This is a genomic window from Ruegeria sp. BA2 (assembly GCF_056539605.1).
In genome coordinates, this window is sequence record NZ_JBQFVE010000012.1 from 54,460 (window position 1) to 75,955 (window position 21,496).

Genomic DNA, 21,496 nt, shown 5'->3' on the forward strand with positions numbered 1-21,496 from the left:
TGCCCCGTCTGTAGCAGCTGACCGCCTTATCAGTGGCAAACTCCTGCCAAGATTACGCCCGATATGAGCAAGATAATTCCAAGCTGTGTCAGGCCGATTGCACCGAATGTGCAACCCGTGCCATCCCCCCGACAGGCACAGGAGCATTGGAATGTCACAGGCAAACTCACTCGAACGCTTGATGCTGGAGTTGATCAACGCGGAACGCACCTCGCGTGGTTATAATCCCCTCCAGCTTGAGCTGCGTCTGAATGATGCGGCGGAAGATTACAGCGAATACATGCTGGACGAGGATTTCTTTTCTCATACCGGGCTGGACGGGTCGCGCCCGGACGACCGGATGGAAGATGCAGGCTTTGTCTTTTCCGGCAGTTGGACCTGGGGTGAAAACATCGCCTGGCAAAGCGAACGCGGCGCAGCCGGGTTCGAAGATGACGTGGCCAACCTGCACCAGTCTCTGATGAACAGCTCTGGCCACCGCGCCAATATCCTCAACCCGAATTTCGAAGTGATCGGGATCGGGATTGAGGTCGGTGATTACAATGGCTGGGAGGCCGTGATGGTCACTCAGAATTTCGCACGCACCAGCGCACCGCTGCAAATTGACAATGGCGGCGGCAGCGGTGGCGGCGGCAATACGGGCGGCGATCCCGCCCCCCTGCCCCCTGTACCACCCTCAGATCTGGTTCTGGAGGGCAATGGCGGCGCCAACACGCTTACCGGCAATAGTGGCGATGACACGCTGACCGGACGTGGCGGCAATGACTCGCTGACCGGCAATGCCGGGCAAGACACGATCTGGGGCGGCACCGGGAACGACACGATCAATGGCGGTGATGACAACGACCAGATCGGCGGTGGTGGCGAGAACGACCTCATCCGCGGCGGTAGCGGCCACGACCTGATCTGGGGCGGCACCGGCAATGACACCGCGCATGGTGATGACGGCAACGATGAAATCCGCGGTGGCGGCGGTCGCGACGCGCTGTGGGGACAAGGTGGCAATGACCAGATCTACGGCGGCGGCGGCAAGGACACCGCTGGCGGTGGCGCCGGTCAGGATGCACTGTGGGGCGGCAATGGCGACGATCTGCTGTACGGCGGGGCCGGCAACGATACGCTGAACGGCGACAACGGGAACGACACCCTGCGCGGCGGAGCCGACAGCGATGTGTTTGTCTTCTCGGACGGCATCGATCAGGTGATTGATTTCGGCGCGGGCGACCGCATCGACCTGAGCAACGTAGATGAGATTACCAGTTTCAGCGATCTGCAATCCAGCCACCTGTCTGGCGGCGTGGAGGCGGTGATCAGCGACGGGTTGGGTAACACCCTGACCCTGCTTGGCGTGGGAGAGGGTGCGCTGGATGCCGGGGACTTCATCTTCTGATCCGCAGCAGATAATTTCGAAACACAAGAAAGCCCGGGCCATGCGTCCGGGCTTTGTGCTGAATGCGATCCGTTACAACGCCCGCAAGCCATGCCTCTATAAGGTATCATTTTGATTGACCTGTTAAGGACCCCCTGCTTTTATCTGCCCCGTGGGGAGAAGCAGACCATATGTCTATGTTTTATAGACATAAAACAGATTAAACTCAGCGCACCAATTCGGGTGCAGCCATAGCAAAAAATATCTCGAGGGGCCTTCCATATGACAACCTATACGCTGAATGGTTTTTCCAGCTACTACGACAATGACATCGACGCAGATGTAGGCGTGAAATCCAGTACCACGCTGGAACTGGTCCTTCGTGATGACATCACAACGATGCGCTACAGCGTATTGCCGTTGGCCCCCGGCGATTCGGCTCCGGACGATCTCTATGTCGATGTTGAGCTTGACTTATACAATGTCCGCGTTGACGGAGAATTGTTTCAAGGCTCGGACAGTGACCCCGACACATCGATCTTTCAGCTCAACTGGACGGATGCTGGCAATGTGGCGCGGGTCTCGACCATCCTGATCCTCGAAGAAGTCGACGCCAATGTACCACCGTTCGGCACGGTCGACAGCCAGCACATCTTCCTGCTGGGCGGCGATGCGCTGCCCACCTTCAACTCGCTGGCCGAGTTTAATGATTTCCTGGACAACGCTCTGGACGCCTTTGATGTCCCCCCTGCCTCCAGCCCGTTTGGCCCGGACAAAGATATTGCGCTGAGTTCGCTGAGCGGATCAAGCACCGAAAACGACCTGATCGTTGGTGACGATGGTGACAACGAATTTGATGGAGGGGCTGGAAACGATACAATCCTAGGTTTGGATGGCAGTGACACGCTGCGCGGCGGGGATGGCAATGACTCGCTGAATCCGGGCACTAATGACGATGGCTATGACGAGATCGTCCCCGGAGCAGGTCAGGACACCGTAGATTTTTCGGATGTAGACAGCACCACTTCTGTGGGTCTTGGACAGTGGGATCTGGATGCGGGCGTGACAGTCACGATAAATGGTCAGACAAACACGGCCTCAGTCGACAAGGGTGCCAATGGTACAACCCAAATTATCAATGTGGGAAATACCTTTACATGGGGGCTTTCCGTCTTTGGCAGCTCCCACAATGACATCTTCAACATTACCCCGGTCAATGATGAAGACACGTTTCTGGGGGTGACAGGCCGCGAAGGGGACGACACGTTCAACTTCTTTGCCGGTGACGGTTTTGTAAGGCTCAACTATCGCCAATCCGACGTTACCAGCGGTGTTAATGTCAATCTCAACACCGGCCTTGTCAGCAATGACGGATACGGTGATCAAGACACAATCAACGGTGTCGAAAACCTGTCGGAACTCCGCACGACAATGCTGGATGACAGTGTCCTCGGCAGCGACGGACGTGATCGTGTCATCCTGATGGCAGGTAATGACACCGCTGATGGCGGCGACGGGTTCGACTTGATCCGCTATGACCGGAGCCAGGTTGAAGCGGTGAACGTCAATCTGCAGACCGGGACAGCCACCGGCACTTGGCGCGGTGAGGCCTTCAATCACCAGATCAGCAATTTCGAAGAGGTCCGCGGTTCACGCGACGGCAATGACACCATCATCGGTAACGATGCGGTTGGCGAATATATTGAAGGCCGGGGCGGCGATGACAGCATCAGCGGCGGTGGTGGAGATGATACTCTGATCGGCGAGGAAGGTAACGACACGTTGCTGGGCGGCGACGGCAGTGATCGCCTCGAAAGCGGTGACGGAGACGACTCGATCAACCCGGGCAGCAATAACGACGGTTATGATGAAATTATCGCTGGAACCGGCAATGATACGGTGGATTTCTCGGATCTAGCGCTCAACGGCAGTGCAGGGTTACAGCATTACGATCTAGATGCTGGCATAACCGTCACGGTAGACGCTGACACCAACAGCGCCTCCATCGACAAAGGTGCCAATGGGACTACTCAGATCGTCGATATCTACAATGCGCTCAACGGTTATGGCATCGATATTGGTGGCACCGCGCATGATGATATTTTCAACATCATTTCCGGCAGTGACCAAGACCCGTTTCTTTCTCTCAGGGGGGACGCCGGCAACGACACATTCAATCTCAGCGCCGGTGACGGTTTTTTGCGACTGGATTACCGATCTTTCGGCGGGGTGACGGGCGTCAATGTTGATCTTTCAACTGGAGCCGTCAGCGAAGACGGATTCGGTGGTCAGGATACGATCAACGGGGTCGACAATGTAAACGAAATCCGCACGACAATGCTTGACGACAGTGTCCTCGGCGGCGACGGACGTGATCGTGTCATCCTGATGGCAGGTAATGACACCGCCGATGGTGGCGACGGCTTCGACTTGCTGCGCTATGACCGGAATCAGGTCGAGGCGGTGAATGTGAACCTGAACACCGGCACTGCCACCGGCACCTGGCGTGGTGAGGCCTTCAACCATACAATCAGCAACTTCGAAGAAGTGCGCGGCTCACGTGATGGCGACGACACGATCATCGGCAGCAACGCCGTAGGTGAGTATATCGAAGGCCGTGGTGGTGATGACAGCATCCGTGGCGGTGGAGGTGAAGACACTCTCTATGGCCAGGAAGGCAACGACACCCTGCTGGGTGGCGGCGGAAGCGACCGGCTTGAAGGGGGCGATGGCGATGACTCGTTGAACCCCGGCAGCAATAGCGAAGGCTATGACGCCATCATCGCAGGCGCAGGGAACGACACGATTAACCTGTCGAACCTGGGCTCCAGCGCCGGTGTCGGGCTGGAACACTGGGATCTGGACGCAGGTGCGACCATCACGGTGAACGGGGCCACCAACAGCGCCTCGGTTGACAAGGGTGTCAATGGCACCACCCAGATCATCAATATCTCCAACGCGATCAATGACTGGGGTCTGGATGTCAGTGGCACCCATTACGACGACATCATCAACATCACGTCAGGCCCCAACGCGAACTCATTCATCGCCGTTATCGGCGAAGGCGGCAACGACACGTTCAACATCAATGCCGGCGCATCGCATGTGCGGCTAGATTACCGGCGGTCTGATGTGTTCAACGGTGTCGACGTCAACCTGTCCACCGGGATTGCAGCCAACGACGGCTATGGCGGTGAGGATACGATCAACGGCGTTGAGAACCTGACAAGCCTGCGCACCACGATGCTGGATGACAGCGTGATCGGCAGTGCCGGGGATGATCAGATCATCCTGATGGCGGGGAACGACACCGCTGATGGCGGCGACGGGATTGACCTGATCCGCTATGATCGGACCGGAGTCGAGGCGGTGAACGTGAACCTGAACACCGGCACTGCAACAGGCACCTGGCGTGGTGAGGCGTTCAACCATCAGCTCAGCAATTTCGAGGAAATCCGCGGCTCGCGCGACTTCGGCGATACGCTGACCGGCAAGGATGGCCAGGCCAACGAGATCGACGGTCAGGGCGGCAAAGATACCATCCAGGGCGGCGAAAACGGCAATGACTCGCTGCACGGTGGTGACGGAAACGACAGCCTGACCGGTCTCAGTGGCGATGACTTCCTCACTGGAGACGGCGGCAAGGATGTTCTGCGTGGCGATGAGGGCCGCGACACCTTGATAGGCGGTCTTGGCGGCGACACACTGCTGGGCGGCGATCAGGCAGACTCCCTGGTCGGTGACGACGGGCGGGACGAGCTGTTTGCTGGTGAAGGTGCCGATACGCTGGAAGGCGGTGATGGCAATGACACCTTGGGCGGCAGTGGCGGTAACGACCGTATCTTTGGCCAGTTGGGTAATGACATCGGATATGGCGGTCAAGGCAATGACATCATGGATGGCGGCGAGGGCAATGACCAGTTCTTTGCCGGCAAAGGCAACGACACGGTCTATGGCCGATTGGGTGACGACGTGCTCGGCGGGGCTGCTGGCGACGATCAAATCTTCGGCGAAGACGGCAATGACACGATCTTCGGCGGCAAGGGAGAAGACGTTCTGGGCGGCGGCAGCGGCAATGACAGCTTAGCGGGCGGAGCGGACAACGACACCCTGTTCGGCGGGGCAGACAACGACGTTCTGCGCGGTGGCGGCGGCAATGACAGCCTGTCAGCGGGAACCGGCACGGACACGCTGGATGGCGGCACCGGAAACGACACCCTGCGCGGCGGCAGCGATGACGACACGTTTGTCTTTTCGAACGGCGTCGATCAGGTGGTCGACTTCGGTGCCGGGGACCGCATCGACCTGAGTGGGGTGGTATCCGAGATCACCGATTTCGCCGACCTGCAGGCCACCCACCTGTCCGGTGGTGCGAATGCAGTGATCAGCGACGGTCTGGGCAACACCCTGACATTGCTGAACGTGGCCGAAGGATCACTGGTCGAAGGCGACTTCATCTTCTGATTGAACACGTGTCAGTTAAAGAATGCGAAAAGGCCTGAGCCAAACGCTTGGGCCTTTTCGTTCAACTACAACCACTCAGATGGAACAGAGCCACACTGTCATCCATTTGAGGCAATAAAAGTTATCTAAAATTCAAAGTTTTAGAGTTGACGAAATGTTGCAATCCCATTCAAGTGCATACTGGGGATTTCAGAGTGCCAAAGGTAGAATACGTTGACGATTGAAACACAACTTTCGGCAACAGAACTTACAGATGAATTTCAGCTGAACGGATTTGAGAGCGGGGCACAATTCGGATCATCGGTGCTTGCATTATCGGGCGGTGGGTTTGCGGTTGTTTATGGGAACCACTTTGACACCACAGATACTCTGGCCGTATCGATCTATTCCGCTGATGGCGTTCCGGTCGAAACCGCAACGGGAACCTACGTGCTGCCCTATACGGGATCGGCCGCAGACGTGCAGATGTTGGGTGATCCAGTTATCGCAGAAAACGCGGATGGCAGTATTCTGCTGCGCTGGAACAGCGACGATGACACATTCGGTAGCGGATCGGACTTATATACCGCTTCAATTAGCCCCGCGGACGGGTCGATCACCCGGACACAATCGCTCGTGCAAAACTCAACCGAAATCGGGAATTTTGCGCTTACGGTAGCCAACAACGGGTATCAGCACACGCTGTACCAATCATCAGTTTTTGAAAATCTCCACCTCAATGTGAAAGATGCAGATGGGGACCACGTGGGGCTTTACAGCATTGGTGACGCCTTCGACGATTTTGACAGTCTGGATATCGTCACGCTTTCCAATGGGAACGTGCTGATCGCAACGACGGAAGAAGGGACCAGCTCCACAAACCCCGTCTATGTTCAGATCCGCAGTGCCACGGGGCCTGTCATTAGTCCGCTGCTCGAACTCGATCCTGTCGGACCATCTGATGCAGACACGGATATCAAACTGGCTGCGCTGTCCGATGGCGGTTTTGCAATCGCATATGCCAGTGAAGTCGACGGCACAGACGGCGTAACCCTCTACATTTTAAACGATCAAGATAGCCTGGAGAACCCAACGGCAATTCGCGTGGATACCAATCTGGCCGCAGTTGAAAGCGCGGTGGACATCGCGGCCCTGAATAACGGATGGGTCGCGGTCAGCTGGACCGAAACCAATGCAGAAGGCGGAACAGATATTCGCGGCCGAGTTTTTGATGGCGAAGGCACAGCTCTGACAGATGCGGTTCTGCTGTCCAGTGGCGAGACGGATGCCGATGATTCAAGTATTGCTGCATTAAACAATGGCAGCATCGTTGTGTCCTGGACCGACGCGCTGGCGGATTCGGACGGAGACTCGATACAAGGCAAGATTCTTGCGGCAGCTTTGAACATCACCGGGGACGACCTCGACAATACCCTCATCGGCGGCCTTCTTGACGATGAAATCCGGGGCGGCGGCGGCAATGACTCGATCAATGGATTTGGCGGCAATGACTTTCTGAATGGACAGGCCGGCGACGACACCATTGATGGTGATGTTGGCGATGACTCGGTCATCGGCGGAACCGGGGACGACTCGCTGTATGGCTGGTTCGGGAACGATACGCTGGAAGGAAGCGCGGGGAACGACACACTGCAGGGTGAAGAAGGCAATGACAGCCTTCTGGGCGGCGCCGGATCGGACATGCTGTTTGGTGGAAATGGCGACGACTACCTCAACCCCGGTAACGCCTCAGGGATAGACTATGTTCAGCCCGGGGTCGGTGATGATACTGTTGATTTCAGGGATGTTACTTCACCGGATGCCCTTGTCGAAATAGACAATTACGGGCTCTCGACAGGTGTAACCGTTGCAATCGATGGCGCCGCGAATACCGGTAGCATCGACAAAGGGCCGGACGGCAAGACAACCATCATCGACATAAACCGAGCCATGTTGTCCGAACTCGGCGGGGCTATTGTTTATGGCTCCGCCCACAACGACGTTTTCAACATTAACCCAGTGACCGACGGCTTTTTGCTGGTCATGGGTATGGCCGGAAACGACATTTTCAACATTCTGAACGGGGACGGGTTTATCCGTTATGGATCATCATGGTGGAACGCGACCACAGGTATGAACATTGATCTGTCCACGGGCATTGTCAGCGAAGACGGCTACGGCGGTCAGGATACAATCAACGGGGTCGAGAACCTCGGAGAAGTGCGCACCACGATGCTGGACGATGGCGTGATCGGCAGTGACGGAGACGATCAAATCATCCTGATGGCGGGGAATGACACCGCTGATGGCGGTGGTGGGTTTGACACACTGCGCTATAACCACACCGGGGTTGAGGCGGTGAATGTGAACCTGAACACCGGCACTGCCACCGGCACCTGGCGCGGTGAGGCCTTCAACCACCAGATCAGCAATTTCGAAGAAATCCGCGGCTCGTACGACCATGGCGACACGCTGACCGGCAAGGATGGCCAAGACAATCGGATCGAAGGTCAGGGTGGTAAGGATACGGTTCAGGGCGGCGAAAACGGCAATGACACGCTGGATGGCGGCGACGGCAATGACAGCCTGATTGGCCTTAGTGGCGATGATTCCATCATCGGTGGGAGCGGCAAGGATGTTCTGCGTGGCGACGCAGGCAGCGACACGCTGCTGGGCGGCCTTGGTGGAGACACGCTGCTGGGCGGCGATCAGGCAGACTCCCTGGTCGGTGACGATGGTCGTGACGAGCTGTTTGCCGGTGAAGGTGCCGATACGCTGGAAGGCGGTGATGGCAACGACACCCTGGGCGGCAGCGACGGCGAAGACCAGATCTATGGCCAATTGGGCAATGACATCGCATATGGCGGTCAGGGCAACGACTTCATGGATGGCGGCGAAGGCAATGATCAGTTCTTTGCCGGTGCCGGTGACGACACCGTGTTTGGCCGGTTGGGCGATGATGCGCTCGGCGGTGCCGCAGGCAATGACCGGATATTCGGCGAAGACGGCAATGACACGCTCTTCGGTGGCAAGGGCAAGGATGTTCTGGGCGGCGGCAACGACAATGACAGTCTGCTGGGCGGCGGTGGCGACGACACCCTGTTCGGCGGGGCCGGCGATGACACGCTGCTTGGCGGAGCTGGCAATGACAGCCTGTCGGCCGGGTCCGGTGCGGACAGGCTGGATGGCGGCACCGGCAACGACACCCTGCGCGGGGGCGGCGATGGCGACACGTTTGTCTTCTCGGACGGGATCGATCAGGTGGCCGATTTCGGAGCCGGAGACCGCATCGACCTGAGCGGCGTTGCCGCCATCACCGATTTCGCCGACCTGCAGGCCACCCACCTGTCCGGTGGCGCGAATGCGGTGATCAGCGACGGTCTGGGCAACACCCTGACATTGCTGAACGTGGCCGAAGGATCACTGATCGAAGGCGACTTCATCTTCGCAGAAGATCTTCTGCTCTAATTCACCCAAAACGGCTCTGAACACTAAAACGCCCGGGCTTTGTGCTGCGAGCCGGATATTGTCGCCCCTCAGTCCTTGTCGAGAAAGGCAAAGAGGTCGGACCGGCACTGATAACCCGCAGGGGCTAGGTCTCCGGCGGAACTACTCAAGACGTTTGGTCAAAAGTCAGTAAACTTCGTTCGCACTACTACAACGAATTCGGCTTCGTTAGCATCATTCCAGATGCCACGGGCGCTATCCCGCAAACTATATAGTTGGACCGATAAGCAGAGAGGGACAATGACCGTTATTGTTGGATATTGGCAACAACAAGGAAGGCATACAAGTAGATGGGGTCTGGGACATGCTGAAACAAATTCGGCACATCCTCAAACTTACTACTACGTTTAATCCTTTATTTTCATAAATTTTTTATTGCGTCGAAGACTCCGAAGGACGGCCTTAACCATACAAAACCATCTACGGAACCATTTGAGTGTCCGTCCGTAGACTGTTACGCAAATTATCTGCAGTGCTGTTTTTGTAGAATAGCATAGTGGGATATCTTTGATCTTTGATTTGGTGGTTTGCGCCTTCTTATACATATCGTCGAATGTAATCGGACCAATAGCAGGAAGTGTTTTATGAGATTGAAATCCGCAATCGAAACCATGCTGCGGGCATCGCCGCCGCTATATCGTCTCGGGTCCCGAGTATATCATCGCCTCAATCCGGGCTTTAGGACCCTCAGCCCCGGCGCGCCCGATGCTATACGAAGAGCTTTCGAAACACATTTGCAGGACCCTGACGCAAGCCGGTTTTCTGGTGACTACTACGAGTTCGGTGTTTTCCGCGGAGGAACATTTCTAGCGGCCAACCAGATTCTTGACGAATTGGAATTGACCGAAACAGGTCAGTATGGGTTTGATAGTTTTGAAGGGCTTCCCGAACCCGAAGGCATAGATGCATCGGATACACGTTTTTTCGAAGGTCAGTTTTCCTGCTCGCGCGTCGTGGTGGAACAGAATCTTGCGAAAAACGGAATGAACATGGATCGCGCAGTCCTCATCGAAGGTTTCTATGAGGATTCCTTAACCGAAAAACTCCGACAGAAGCACGCATTCAAACCCGTAGCGGTCGCATTACTCGATTGTGATTACTATTCTTCGACCAAAGTTGCACTGGATTGGTTGGCGCCGTATATGAGGGCGGGGTCAGTGCTTCTGTTCGATGACTGGTACAGTTACGGCAAAACCGATGAGCTTGGTCAACCCAAAGCCTTCGCAGACTGGCTGGAGGCAAACCCACAATTCCGGTCCGAAGATTTCTGCGAATTTCTACATAATGGGCGCGGCTTCATTCTCCGAACAGCCTGAGACAGAAACATTGCATCGGAGACACACAACATGAGGCCTGAACCATCCCCGATAGAAAAGAAGAGAGTTAGTGCCGACATTTCCGCCAACGGTTCGGCGTTTGCAAAATATTCCGAGTTTTTTATCGGAAAACCAGGCGTTGTTGCATTACTGCACTACGAGACAGTAAACTTTCTGGCAACAGGAACCCTTGGTGCTTTTGGCTATGCATTACGCAAAATCCTCTATCCGGGTTTGTTCAAAGCCGTTGGCTCAGGGGCGAATTTTGGGCGTAATATAGCACTTCGCTGTGCTAGCCGCATAGAGCTCGGTGAACGCGTTGCGATTGATGACAACTGCATGCTGGATGCCCGTGGTATTCTCGATACACAATACTTTAGGATCGGCAGTGGAACCACGGTGGCACGTGACAGCATAATACTGACCAAAGGTGGATCGATAAACATGGGGCGCGACTGCTCTATCGGAGCGCAGTGTTTTATCGGCAGCGTCAACGGGATCAACTTGGGTGACTATGTTCTTATGGGGGGGCAATGTTACATCGGCGGCGGGCGATATCTGACTGCGCGTGGAGGCACGCCCATGATGGCGCAGGGCATGATCAGCAAGGGTCCTATTTCAATTGGCCATGACGTCTGGATCGGGGCTGGTGTCACAGTACTTGACGGAGTGTCAATCGGTGATGGAGCCATTGTCGGAGCGGGGTCGGTCGTAACCGGGAACGTAGCGCCATATACAATCATGGCAGGGATTCCGGCGAAACAGATCGGCCAAAGATCATGATGCCAGAAATCCGAGCCAATCGCAGCGATGCGAATGATTGAGGAACTGCCGGAACAAAGAACGTGGGCGGCGGCATTTGCGGAACCACAAACAACGGGGAGTGTCCTTGACGACTTTAGCAAAACATTGGTTTGAGTTTCTGCGCCGTCCCCGCTCGTTGAAGTTCCTTCTGACCTTCGCTCTCCTTGCAGCATTGGGGAGCATGATAGATTGGGGACAAGTTGCCGCGACGGCTATAAATGCTCGGCCGATCTGGCTAGTGGCGGCTGCCGGTTTCATCCTGTTAGCCTATTTGGTGATCGCTTGGCGTTGGATGAAGATCATGCGCGTTTCTGCCAATGCCCCGGAGCGGGCGCGCCGGTTTCGGCCGGTTTTTGTAATGGTGGCTGCCGGTTTCGGTTTCGGAGCGATCTTGCCTACCTCGGTCGGAGCAGACATAGCACGCGGCGCACTGCTGCATTCCCGTTCCGTAGGTCAGGAACAAGCGGCGGCGAGTTTCATCGTCTCATCATTGCTGCTGGACCGTTACACGTCCGTATTGGGAACAATCTTGGTTGCCGTAATTGGATCTCTGATCGTAGGGCAATGGACCTTTGCTAGTGTGTTGGCGTTGGCTCTGATCGCCATTGGGGGGATTGCAGCGCTGGTGGTAATGCAGTTAGATCGGCTGCTGGGGCTGGTGATGCGCGGGCCTCTAGGACGCTTCAAGTTCAAGCTGGACATGCTGATCGCCGAGCTTCGTGCACCAGGCATGTTACGGCAGGGGCTTAGCCCCGCGATTTTGATCTCTGTGCTGCTGGCTGTCGTAAGAACGGGAATCTTTGTTTGTATGTATCGCGCCTTTGACGTTCCAGTACCGCTTGGGCTGGCACTATTCGCAATTCCGGTTCTTCTCATCGCGCTCATGATACCGGTCACGATTGGGGGATTTGGCCTGCGCGAATGGTTGCTTGTAGTCATTTTTTCTCAAGCAGGGGTTCCAGCTGCGGTCAGCGTATCGGTCGGGCTATTGTTCTTCGTGCTGCAGGTTCTAGTGAGCCTGCCCGCGATGTTGGTTGCTATTCTAGCTCGCTCAGAAGTATCTTCCAACTCCTCCGCAAAAGAAAGCTAGTGATACTGTCTTTGCCCCCTAAAATTGGGCCACCACTTTGGCCGAGAAGGGGGAACAAGGGATGGCTCGGAAGCGATACTCGGACGAAGACATTCTGAAGCTGCTGCGTGAGATTGAACTGAAGCTGGCAGATGGCGACGATGTTCGGACAGCCTGTCGTGGTGTCGGCGGCAGCGATGGCTCGGTCAACACCCTGACATTGCTGAACTTGGCAGAAGGATCACTGGTCGAAGGCAACTTCATCTTAGCAGAAGATCTTCTGCTCTAAACCATCCAAAAACGGCTCTGAACACTAAAAAGCCCGGGCCATGCGTCCGGGCTTTGTGCTGCGAGCCGGATGTTGTCGCCCCTCAGTCCTTGTCGAGAAAGGCAAAGAGGTCGGACCGGCACTGCGGGTCAGATACCCAGCGGTCATAGTCGATCATGTGGCACCGATCAGGGTGCTCATCGTGGTAAGTTCGGTAAAACCTGTCGATGTTTTCAAAACGCTCAGGATCATTACTGCCTTCTCCGGCAACATCGACATGTCTGCGCGTCACGAACAGGATTTGAGCATTGTCGAAATGCTCGGACAGGAAGGTCACATAGCGATCCAGAATGGCTGTCTTGTCTGGGATCAGCGTGGATCGGCATCCCGCAACCCGTGCTCCTTCCGGTGGGGATAGGACTTTTTCCGCGAAAACCTGAGCCAGGGCACGCCCGTAATCCCAAGGGCGTACCTGCTCTGCGCCATAACGGGGATCGGTCGCAATGGCCCTTTGCGCGCGCATCAAATGCAAGACCGTGTCGTTGTTTTCACCCCGGATGCAGTAGCCGGGTAGATCGTTCAGCACGCTCTGTACCGCAGCCCCAGCCTCGGAGCAGTAGCTGAACACAAACACATGCCGTTCCGGTGCCTTGGCCAAAGGCACAGCCTCGGCACGCTCTCTGACGGGTCGGAACGCCCCCTGCCCCGAGCGCAGCCGGGACATGCCTTCGGCATTGATCGCATCCAGCTCGGCATAAAGCGCGTAATCTTCTGCGTAGAAATCTCTTATCTCTTCCTCCAGCCCGGCGGGCAGGTGTTCGATCTCCTGAATGCGGCTGACATTCGCGCGGGGAAGATTCCGGGGGATGCCAAATGCCGTGCATATTTCGTGGAACATGCCGTCCAGACGGTCATAGGGGATGATCACATCCGCCAATACCTGACCGTCATAATCCACGAACATGTCGCGTTGCAGGTTCTTGCGCCCGTCTCCTTGCAGGATGTTCCAGTCTTGCCTCGCCCAGAATTCTGCAAAACTCATGCCCTCGGGCAGCGGGCTTTCGACTTTGTTGCCCAACCGATACCGATACCACGAGCGGATCCAGTCTAACGGGTCGCGCATCACGCCGAATTTGAAAAAACTCTCTGGCTGATAACCCGGTTGCGAGAACAGGAAATCGTAAGTCGGGACGATGTCGCGCAATGCAATATGCTTGCGCTGCGCAGTTCCGGCCCGGACGATATCCGTATGCGGTCTCAAGACCTGTTCCAGTGAAGTCGAAGCTGTCTTTGTGCTGGCCACAAACAGGAACCGTTTTTCAAACCCTATCAGCATTTCAAATCAATTCCGCTCGTTCCGACTTTCTGCTTCATAGCCCCCCGAACAGCGGTTGAACAGCCGCGACTCGGCCCCCACTATTTCCAGCAGCGGTAAATGAATGGTGACAGGACCGGGCGCTTGGTTAGACCCGGCTTCATCGCATTCGCGCAAGGCTCCGCAAATCTGTTCGGATCACGGGAGCCTCATCATGACGCAGAATTCGCCCAATCTAGACCTACCGTTCCTGCAGCCTTCGCAGGCGCAAAAACATGTCACCCATAACGAGGCGCTGCGCCGCCTTGATATCGTGGTGCAACTGCGCCTGCAGCAGACCGGAGCGACAATCCCACCTGCCGCGCCCGATCAGGGTGACACCTATGCGGTTGGAGCGGGGGCAACGGGTGATTGGGCCGGACAGGACGGCATGCTGGCGGCGTGGCTGGATGCAGGCTGGCAGTTCATCGCCCCGCAAACCGGATGGCGCGCCTGGGATGAAGCCGCACAACATCTGATGGTATGGGACGGTTCCGACTGGATTGCACCGCGCCCTGATCTTGAAAATCTCGATGGCGTCGGCATCGGTACCGTCTCGGACAACACCAACCGGCTTGCAGTACAATCCCCTGCCACCCTGCTCAGCCATAGCGGGCAGGGCCACCAACTGAAGATCAACAAGGCAGCTGAAGAGGACACCGCCAGTCTGCTGTTTCAGTCCAATTGGACCGGCCATGCAGAACTGGGTCTGACCGGGCAGAACGCCTTTTCGATCAAGCTGTCGGACGACGGGGCCACCTGGACCGAGGCCTTGCGACTGAATAGCGAGACGGGTCACGCCGCGGGCAGCGCCATTCAAACGGATTCAGTGGATGCGACCGGAGGGCGGCTGATGACGGTTGGTGCCTTTGGTCTGGGCACAACCGGCACCGGAACACTGATCCCGGATATCGAAGCCACTGACACCCCTGCAGGGCTGTATCGCTTTATCTCGACCACGGCCGGGGCAGACGACCTGCCCTCTGAGTTGCAGAACAGTTATGGCAGCATCCGGATCGAACGGAACAACACCACGCGACTCAGGCAAACTGCATGGCGCAACAATTTCGACCACGGCATCTGGACCCGCACATATCTTGGAAGCAACTGGAGCAACTGGCGGCAGATCTACGACCAAACCACGATTTTGGGCCCGGTGTCGCAATCCGCCGGCACCCCCACCGGTGCCATCATCGAGCGCGGATCATCGCCGGATGGCGATTACGTTCGCTTTGCCGATGGCACCCAGATCTGCACGAAACTCTTTGACCCCGAGGCGGCCAGCCACATCTGGACCTTTCCGGTCACCTTCGCAGCGGGCCAGACACCCATCCTGCAGGCCACACCCCGGAATGCCATCGCACCACGCCTCGTCACCGAACATGGGGACCTGAGCGCAACCAGTGTGGCGCTCAATGTCTGGGACAGCTCAGGCGCTGCGGCTCCGGCAGTGGTACATGCCACTGCGACGGGGCGCTGGTTCTGACCTGACTTTAAGGCTCCGTTGCTCTCGCAGATGAGCAACGGAGCCGCAGAGCGGCGATGGCCCTACAACTCCAATGTTGTAATCTCAGGGGCGGTCTGCAAAGACTTGATCAAGTCCCGTCTTTTAAGCAGCAAACGGTCATATTTTATGAAAATTCTTCTCGTCGGAGCCGGGCTGTCCGGGGCAGTGATCGGGCGCCGCCTGGCCGAGCAGGGACACCAGATCACCATTCTGGACGGCCGCCCACATGTGGGCGGCAACTGCCACACCGAACGCGATGAAGACACCGGGGTGATGGTCCATGTCTATGGGCCGCATATCTTCCATACCGACGACGAAGAGGTCTGGAATTACGTCAATTCCTTCTCCCGGTTCCGGCCTTACAAACACCGGGTCATGACCACCTCGCAGGAGGCGGTCTATTCGCTGCCGATCAACCTGCATACGATCAACCAGTTCTACGGCCGCACCCTGCGCCCGGACGAGGCCCGCGCCTTCATTGAAGAACAGGCCGACACTTCGATCATCGACCCACAGACCTTCGAGGATCAGGCCCTGCGCTTTGTAGGACCCGACCTCTATGAGGCATTCTTCCGGGGCTATACGGAAAAGCAGTGGGGGTGTTCGCCGACTGAATTACCCGCCTCGATCCTCAAGCGCCTGCCTTTGCGGTTCAATTACGACGACAACTACTTTTTCCACCGTTTCCAGGGGATGCCCGAAGACGGCTACACCCCGATGATCGAACGTATTCTGGATCATCCAAAGATAACCGTGCATCTGGACACGCTGTTCGCGCCAGGGGATGGGGCCGAATTCGACCACGCCTTCTGGTCCGGTCCGCTGGATGGCTATTTCGACTACCGGCTGGGGCGGTTGGGCTACCGCACGCTAGATTTCGAACGGTTCAGCGATCAGGGCGACTATCAGGGCTGTGCGGTGATGAATTACGGCGACCGCGACACCTCCTGGACCCGGATCACCGAGCACAAGCATTTCAGCCCCTGGGAAAACCACGACGGCACCGTCTGCTATCGAGAGTTTTCGCGCGCCTGCGGCCCCGACGACATCCCCTATTACCCGATCCGTCTGGTCGAGGAAAAAGCGTTACTGGCCGATTACGTGGCGCTGGCCGAGCAGACCCCAGGCGTCACCTTTGTAGGGCGACTGGGTACCTATCGCTATCTGGACATGGACGTGACAATCCGAGAGGCCTTGGACACCGCACAAATGTTCCTGAACCATGTCGCCAAAGGCGCCCCGATGCCAGCCTTTGCCATCTCGCCACTTTAACCGCGACCTGATCAAACCAGCGCATGCTGGAAAAATTCTTTTGTGTGCGGTAATTTACCAATAAAGCTGTTCAGTCTTCTTCTCACCGAGGTCGCATGGCGTTTAAAGAGTACGAGTATATTTTTGTTGTGACTTACGGCCGGTCCGGCTCAACCCTGTTGCAAAGCTTGCTGAACTCCCTTGAGGGCACGCTCATTCGGGGTGAGAATTACAACGCGCTGTTCCATCTCTACCAAGCGTTTCAAACCATCAACGAAACCAAGATGTTAGGACGTAAAAGAAAAACGCAGAACCCAGACGAGCCTTGGTTCGGCGCCGAAGCGATGCAGCCATTCATGTTCCGTCACGCGCTACTTGACGCCTTTGTGACACATGTGCTGCGCCCGGAGGACGACACAAAACGGCTGGGGTTCAAAGAAATCCGTCACATGCCGAACGTCATGGGGCCGGCACAGTTCAAGGCCTATATGGATTTTCTGCTAGAGAGTTTTCCCAATGCCCGGATTGTTTTCAACACCAGAAATGCAAGCGATGTGGCCAAGTCGGGCTGGTTCGCCGATCTGAACACGCAAATGGTCGAAGAGAGAGTAATTAAATGCAATCAAAGGTTTAGCGATTACAACACATCGTCCGACCGTACCATCCTGATGCATTATGACGATTACGTCGCAGACCATTCGCAGATCGAACGGCTTTTTACTTTTGTCGGGCACGACTATAACAGTGATACGGTCGAGGCGATCTTCTCCAAACCGCTCAATCACGTGAATTGACAACAAATCCTAAAAAACCGTCTCCTGACTCCGAGGCCGCAAAAGCAAGTCGGAGCAAAACTGGGAATGACACTGCCGAGAATACAGATTCCTTTTGTGATTTGGACGCTGCAACGCACCGGCGGAACAAACCTTAGCTATTGCCTCAACACCATATCAGACCGGCCTCAGCTGCGGGATGAACCTTTTAATCCCCGACGTATTCATGGTGATCTCGCAAAAGACTGGAGACGCACGAAGAACGAAATAGCACTGCAGCGGGGCCTCGATAAAATTTGCGCAGCACGGCCCAATTTCAAACATTGTGTCGAACCGGTTCCGAAACGGCTGAACGCGTTTCTGGTCAACTGCACAATTGCGCATGGGTATCGGCACATATTTTTGTACAGGCGCAACCTCCTGGAACGCATCCTGTCGCTGGAATATGCAACCAGAACAGAAATTTGGGGGCCCGAACACGTGGAAACGGCAAACAAAGGATGCGTGACCGCAGCCATGGAAGTTCCTCTGGACGTTGATGGAATAATCCGCCGCGCTATGCAGGCACATACCCGCCTAAACCGCACCTGGACTGCACTCCAAGCAGCCCGCATTACCCCGATCACGATCTCCTTCGAAGAACTGTATGCAGCGGACGAGGCAGTAACAAAAAAGAGCCTAACGCGGGTCTTCATGGGGCTTGGGCAAAGATTGAACACCGCTCAGATAACTGAAATCCAAACGATGATCCGATCAAGCGGCAGACAGAACACGCGCGATAGTTACAACCTGTTCAAGGGAATTGATCTGGTAAAAGCACGACTGGCTGAAATCCCTGACCTGTTGTGCAGCGTCTGACTCTTGGTTAACCACACCAAAGAACGCTCATGTCATTGCCAGAAATCTCCATCATCGTACCGGTCCACAATGTTCAGGATCACATCGCAGCCTGCCTGACCAGTCTGCGCGATCAGCGCTTTACCGATTTCGAAGTGATAGTCGTCGATGATGGCTCAACCGATGGAAGCCCGGCCCGGTTGCGTGAAGCAATCGGCGACGACCCGCGCTTCCGCGTGATCCGGCAAAACAATCTTGGGCTGTCTGGGGCGCGTAATACAGGGCTGGATGTTGCGCGTGGCAGGTTCATCGCGTTTCTCGACGGTGACGACCGATATGACCCTGAATTCCTGGGGCAGATGCATGCCGCACTGACAAACAGCGATGCCGAATGGGTCGCGTGCGGGTTGCGTAACATACATTCCGATGGCCACAGCGACGCCCACTCGGCCATTCATGACAAACCGGTATTGGAAGACGGCGGCGAACCACAACTTTGGCCCCTGGACAGTTGGGAGGAGGCGATCAGGCATTTTCCCTCTGCCTGGAACAAGCTGTATCGTCGCGACCTCATCGAAGGATTGCGCTTTGACGTGGGAACCTGGTTCGAGGATCACGCGTTTTTTCTGCGAGCTGCTGCGCGAACAAAAGCAATTTTGCACCTGCCGCAACCACTCTATCTGCAGACGCGGGGGCGGCCGGAACAGATTACCGCCACCGATTCCGACCGGGTGTTCGAACAACTGACAGTGCTCGACACACTGTCAGAGATCATGGCAGGCCCTGAAAAGCCCGGGTGTCAGCCTGCGCTGTCCAGATTGGCCCACCGGCTGTTTCATGAACGCAGCACCGCGCTGCGTAATCCCACGCGCAGGGCTCAATTCATTTCCGCTGTGCGGGATTGGCTGCACGCAAAAGACCTGCCCCCCCTGCCCGGCCCTGAGCTGCCCCCCAGCTGGCGGCTGGAACTGGATGGTACCTGCCCGCTCAGCGTGGTTGTCCCGTGGGACGGACAGGAAGAAGCACTACACGTGACACTGAACGCGCTGGCCAGGCAAACCCAGAGAGGTTTCGAAACTCTGATCATCGCCGATGATCCTGCCACAACCCGCCAGGCGGCGGTGTGCACGGAACACCTGGGGCTTATGGACGCTCGGGCGTTGACCAGCGAATACCCCGGACCGGGACCAGCGCGCAACACGGGGCTTAAACAGGCTCGGGGTGCCATGGTGGTGTTCGCCGATGCCGGTGACAGGTTGATGCCAACTGCGCTTGCCCACTGGACAGACACTATGCTGCGGGAAAACGCGGATTTCGGGGTATCACAGTTCCGCATCGGTCTGACCCAGACAAGCCCCGTGCACCAGGGCTTTCATGACATGACATTGCTGGAGACGGAGCCAGTTGAAACCAGTCTTCTGCACTTCGACGCAGATCGGGCGCTTGCGCTGCATTGTCACCCAACGGCAAAAATCTTTCGCCGCGACTTTCTGACCGAACAAAATCTGTCTTTTGGCACGGGCCCCCGGGCCGACTGGCAAATCGGCATTGGTGCCGCGCTAACCGCGCGCCAAGCGCTCTATTTCGCGTGGCCCGGAGCGGAAAGCGCCGAAGCCCCAGAGTGCCGACAACTCTGGACCGCGGCGGACACACCCGAAGCCCTGGCCCGGGCGATTGAGGCAGCCGCCGCATCCTGGTCCGCTGACATACGCGCCAACCTGCCTGCTGATTGGCCAAGAAGGCTCTATGCAAGAGCTTTGTGGGAGGTCTGGAATTTTTCAGACCTGTCCTCCACCGCCCGCAGCCGCTTTCGGTTCGAAGCAATCCGGGCTGCGCGAACCCGAGGTTGGCATCAATTGATCGGTCCGCTGGACCCTTATTTCAATCCCCCTATACCTAGGTTGGTGGGTCAACGCAGCGGAACGCTCTAATACTGGTTGCATCCATCCCGTCAGCCGGGCTAACAGCCCACAACCCCCTTGCTTCAGGTCACCTCCCGAATGTTGGTTTTTTCCACAACGCGTTTTTCTAGCCTGTCTTATCGCGCCGACTTTGCCCGGCACTCCTTTGCAAATATTTCTTTCTTTGACGCAGAGCGCAGTAATATCTTGTTTCACCTGTCCTTGCGCGCTGACGCGGCGCTTGCGGTCTGCAACCGTCGCGGGAAGACCCCCGAGGACTGGGCGCGTGAACAGCAACGCCCAATTGCCCTGAATGCCAAAGATAACGACATCGAGATTCGTTTTGCTCCTCCGCGGGTCAGCGTATGGATCAATGGAAAAAAGGTTTTCAGCTTTGGTTCCATGATAGGGCGGCAACGCTTCCCCAATCTGGGAGACATTGCCTTCATCGACTATCAGGGCGGTATTCAGGCCAGTACCATCCACATGGATTACAAAGGCGTAGATGGCACCGGCCTCACCCTTTCACCGCGGTTGGACCTGCGCGGGCGTCTAGACGGGCACTATCAACCCGAAGACCTGCGTCTGGAGATCGATGGCGTCCATCCCGCCCCCAAACTCATCGTGTCCACCAAAGATTCAGCCACAATTCTGCGATCGGTCCTGCCCGGTCGGATCTGGCAGGGGCGCACCGAGAATGATGCGTTATCACTGCAGATCATGCAAAAGGACGCGGTGCTGGCCCAGCACAATCTACACCGATCCGATCTTGTCGAGCAGATGCATACGGCACTGACAAGTGGCGACCTTGCCGGCGACCCGGTTCTGGCGACCCAGATCATCGAGCACGCCCGGTTTTCCGGCATCACGGCCAAGCTTGACCCGCCGCTGCGCAGCCAGCTGATGAAACTGGCCAGCGGGTTGGGTCTTGAGCAGTTCCTCGACGTGCCGGAAGCACCGGATGCACCCGAAACAACACAGCCCGAACGAACCATCCTTCAAAATGCGCTGGCGCGCGTTGCACAGGCTCTACACAAGGATGAAACGCCAGAATCCTTGCTTGCGATCCTGGACGAGCTGACTCCAACGCTGGGTGA

General features: G+C 56.6%; 13 protein-coding genes. 12 read left to right on the plus strand and 1 reads right to left on the minus strand.

The window, feature by feature from the left end; genetic code table 11:
* Positions 1 to 151 precede the first annotated feature (151 nt).
* From ACR0NN_RS20050 to ACR0NN_RS20080, 7 genes are all read left to right on the plus strand, one after another.
* Positions 152 to 1,390 carry a CAP domain-containing protein gene (locus ACR0NN_RS20050; RefSeq protein WP_170725446.1) on the plus strand — a complete coding sequence of 413 codons (1,239 nt, stop codon included), beginning with the start codon at positions 152 to 154 and terminating at the stop codon, positions 1,388 to 1,390.
* Between the two features lie 261 nt (positions 1,391 to 1,651).
* Positions 1,652 to 5,833, plus strand: coding sequence for a hypothetical protein (locus ACR0NN_RS20055; RefSeq protein WP_170725445.1), 4,182 nt, complete (start codon positions 1,652 to 1,654; stop codon positions 5,831 to 5,833).
* Between the two features lie 213 nt (positions 5,834 to 6,046).
* Positions 6,047 to 9,280: a hypothetical protein gene (locus tag ACR0NN_RS20060; RefSeq protein ID WP_170725444.1), complete on the plus strand. Its 3,234-nt coding sequence runs from the start codon at positions 6,047 to 6,049 to the stop codon at positions 9,278 to 9,280.
* 623 nt (positions 9,281 to 9,903) lie between these two features.
* Positions 9,904 to 10,635, plus strand: coding sequence for a TylF/MycF/NovP-related O-methyltransferase (locus ACR0NN_RS20065; RefSeq protein WP_170725443.1), 732 nt, complete (start codon positions 9,904 to 9,906; stop codon positions 10,633 to 10,635).
* A 30-nt stretch (positions 10,636 to 10,665) separates the two neighbouring features.
* A complete protein-coding gene (locus ACR0NN_RS20070) occupies positions 10,666 to 11,418 on the plus strand; it encodes an acyltransferase (RefSeq protein ID WP_480685379.1) in 753 nt (250 codons plus the stop codon).
* A gap of 100 nt (positions 11,419 to 11,518) precedes the next feature.
* Positions 11,519 to 12,529 carry a lysylphosphatidylglycerol synthase transmembrane domain-containing protein gene (locus ACR0NN_RS20075; protein ID WP_480685381.1) on the plus strand — a complete coding sequence of 337 codons (1,011 nt, stop codon included), beginning with the start codon at positions 11,519 to 11,521 and terminating at the stop codon, positions 12,527 to 12,529.
* A 61-nt stretch (positions 12,530 to 12,590) separates the two neighbouring features.
* Positions 12,591 to 12,797, plus strand: a complete 207-nt coding sequence (locus tag ACR0NN_RS20080) for a hypothetical protein (RefSeq protein WP_170725440.1) — start codon at positions 12,591 to 12,593, stop codon at positions 12,795 to 12,797.
* A gap of 82 nt (positions 12,798 to 12,879) precedes the next feature.
* On the opposite strand, the gene ACR0NN_RS20085 is transcribed toward ACR0NN_RS20080, so the two are convergent.
* Positions 12,880 to 14,112: a sulfotransferase family protein gene (locus ACR0NN_RS20085; RefSeq protein ID WP_170725439.1), complete on the minus strand. Its 1,233-nt coding sequence runs from the start codon at positions 14,110 to 14,112 to the stop codon at positions 12,880 to 12,882.
* Between the two features lie 193 nt (positions 14,113 to 14,305).
* Here ACR0NN_RS20085 and ACR0NN_RS20090 point away from each other — a divergent pair, with 193 nt between their 5' ends.
* From ACR0NN_RS20090 to ACR0NN_RS20110, 5 genes are all read left to right on the plus strand, one after another.
* Positions 14,306 to 15,616 carry a DUF2793 domain-containing protein gene (locus ACR0NN_RS20090; RefSeq protein ID WP_480685383.1) on the plus strand — a complete coding sequence of 437 codons (1,311 nt, stop codon included), beginning with the start codon at positions 14,306 to 14,308 and terminating at the stop codon, positions 15,614 to 15,616.
* Between the two features lie 147 nt (positions 15,617 to 15,763).
* Positions 15,764 to 16,909 carry a UDP-galactopyranose mutase gene (gene glf / locus ACR0NN_RS20095; RefSeq protein ID WP_170725438.1) on the plus strand — a complete coding sequence of 382 codons (1,146 nt, stop codon included), beginning with the start codon at positions 15,764 to 15,766 and terminating at the stop codon, positions 16,907 to 16,909.
* Between the two features lie 95 nt (positions 16,910 to 17,004).
* Positions 17,005 to 17,682 (plus strand): sulfotransferase family protein, encoded by a 678-nt coding sequence (locus ACR0NN_RS20100; protein ID WP_170725437.1) that lies wholly within the window; start codon positions 17,005 to 17,007, stop codon positions 17,680 to 17,682.
* A gap of 495 nt (positions 17,683 to 18,177) precedes the next feature.
* Positions 18,178 to 18,519, plus strand: coding sequence for a hypothetical protein (locus ACR0NN_RS20105; protein ID WP_480685385.1), 342 nt, complete (start codon positions 18,178 to 18,180; stop codon positions 18,517 to 18,519).
* 29 nt (positions 18,520 to 18,548) lie between these two features.
* Positions 18,549 to 20,429 carry a glycosyltransferase family 2 protein gene (locus ACR0NN_RS20110; protein WP_170725435.1) on the plus strand — a complete coding sequence of 627 codons (1,881 nt, stop codon included), beginning with the start codon at positions 18,549 to 18,551 and terminating at the stop codon, positions 20,427 to 20,429.
* Positions 20,430 to 21,496 lie beyond the last annotated feature (1,067 nt).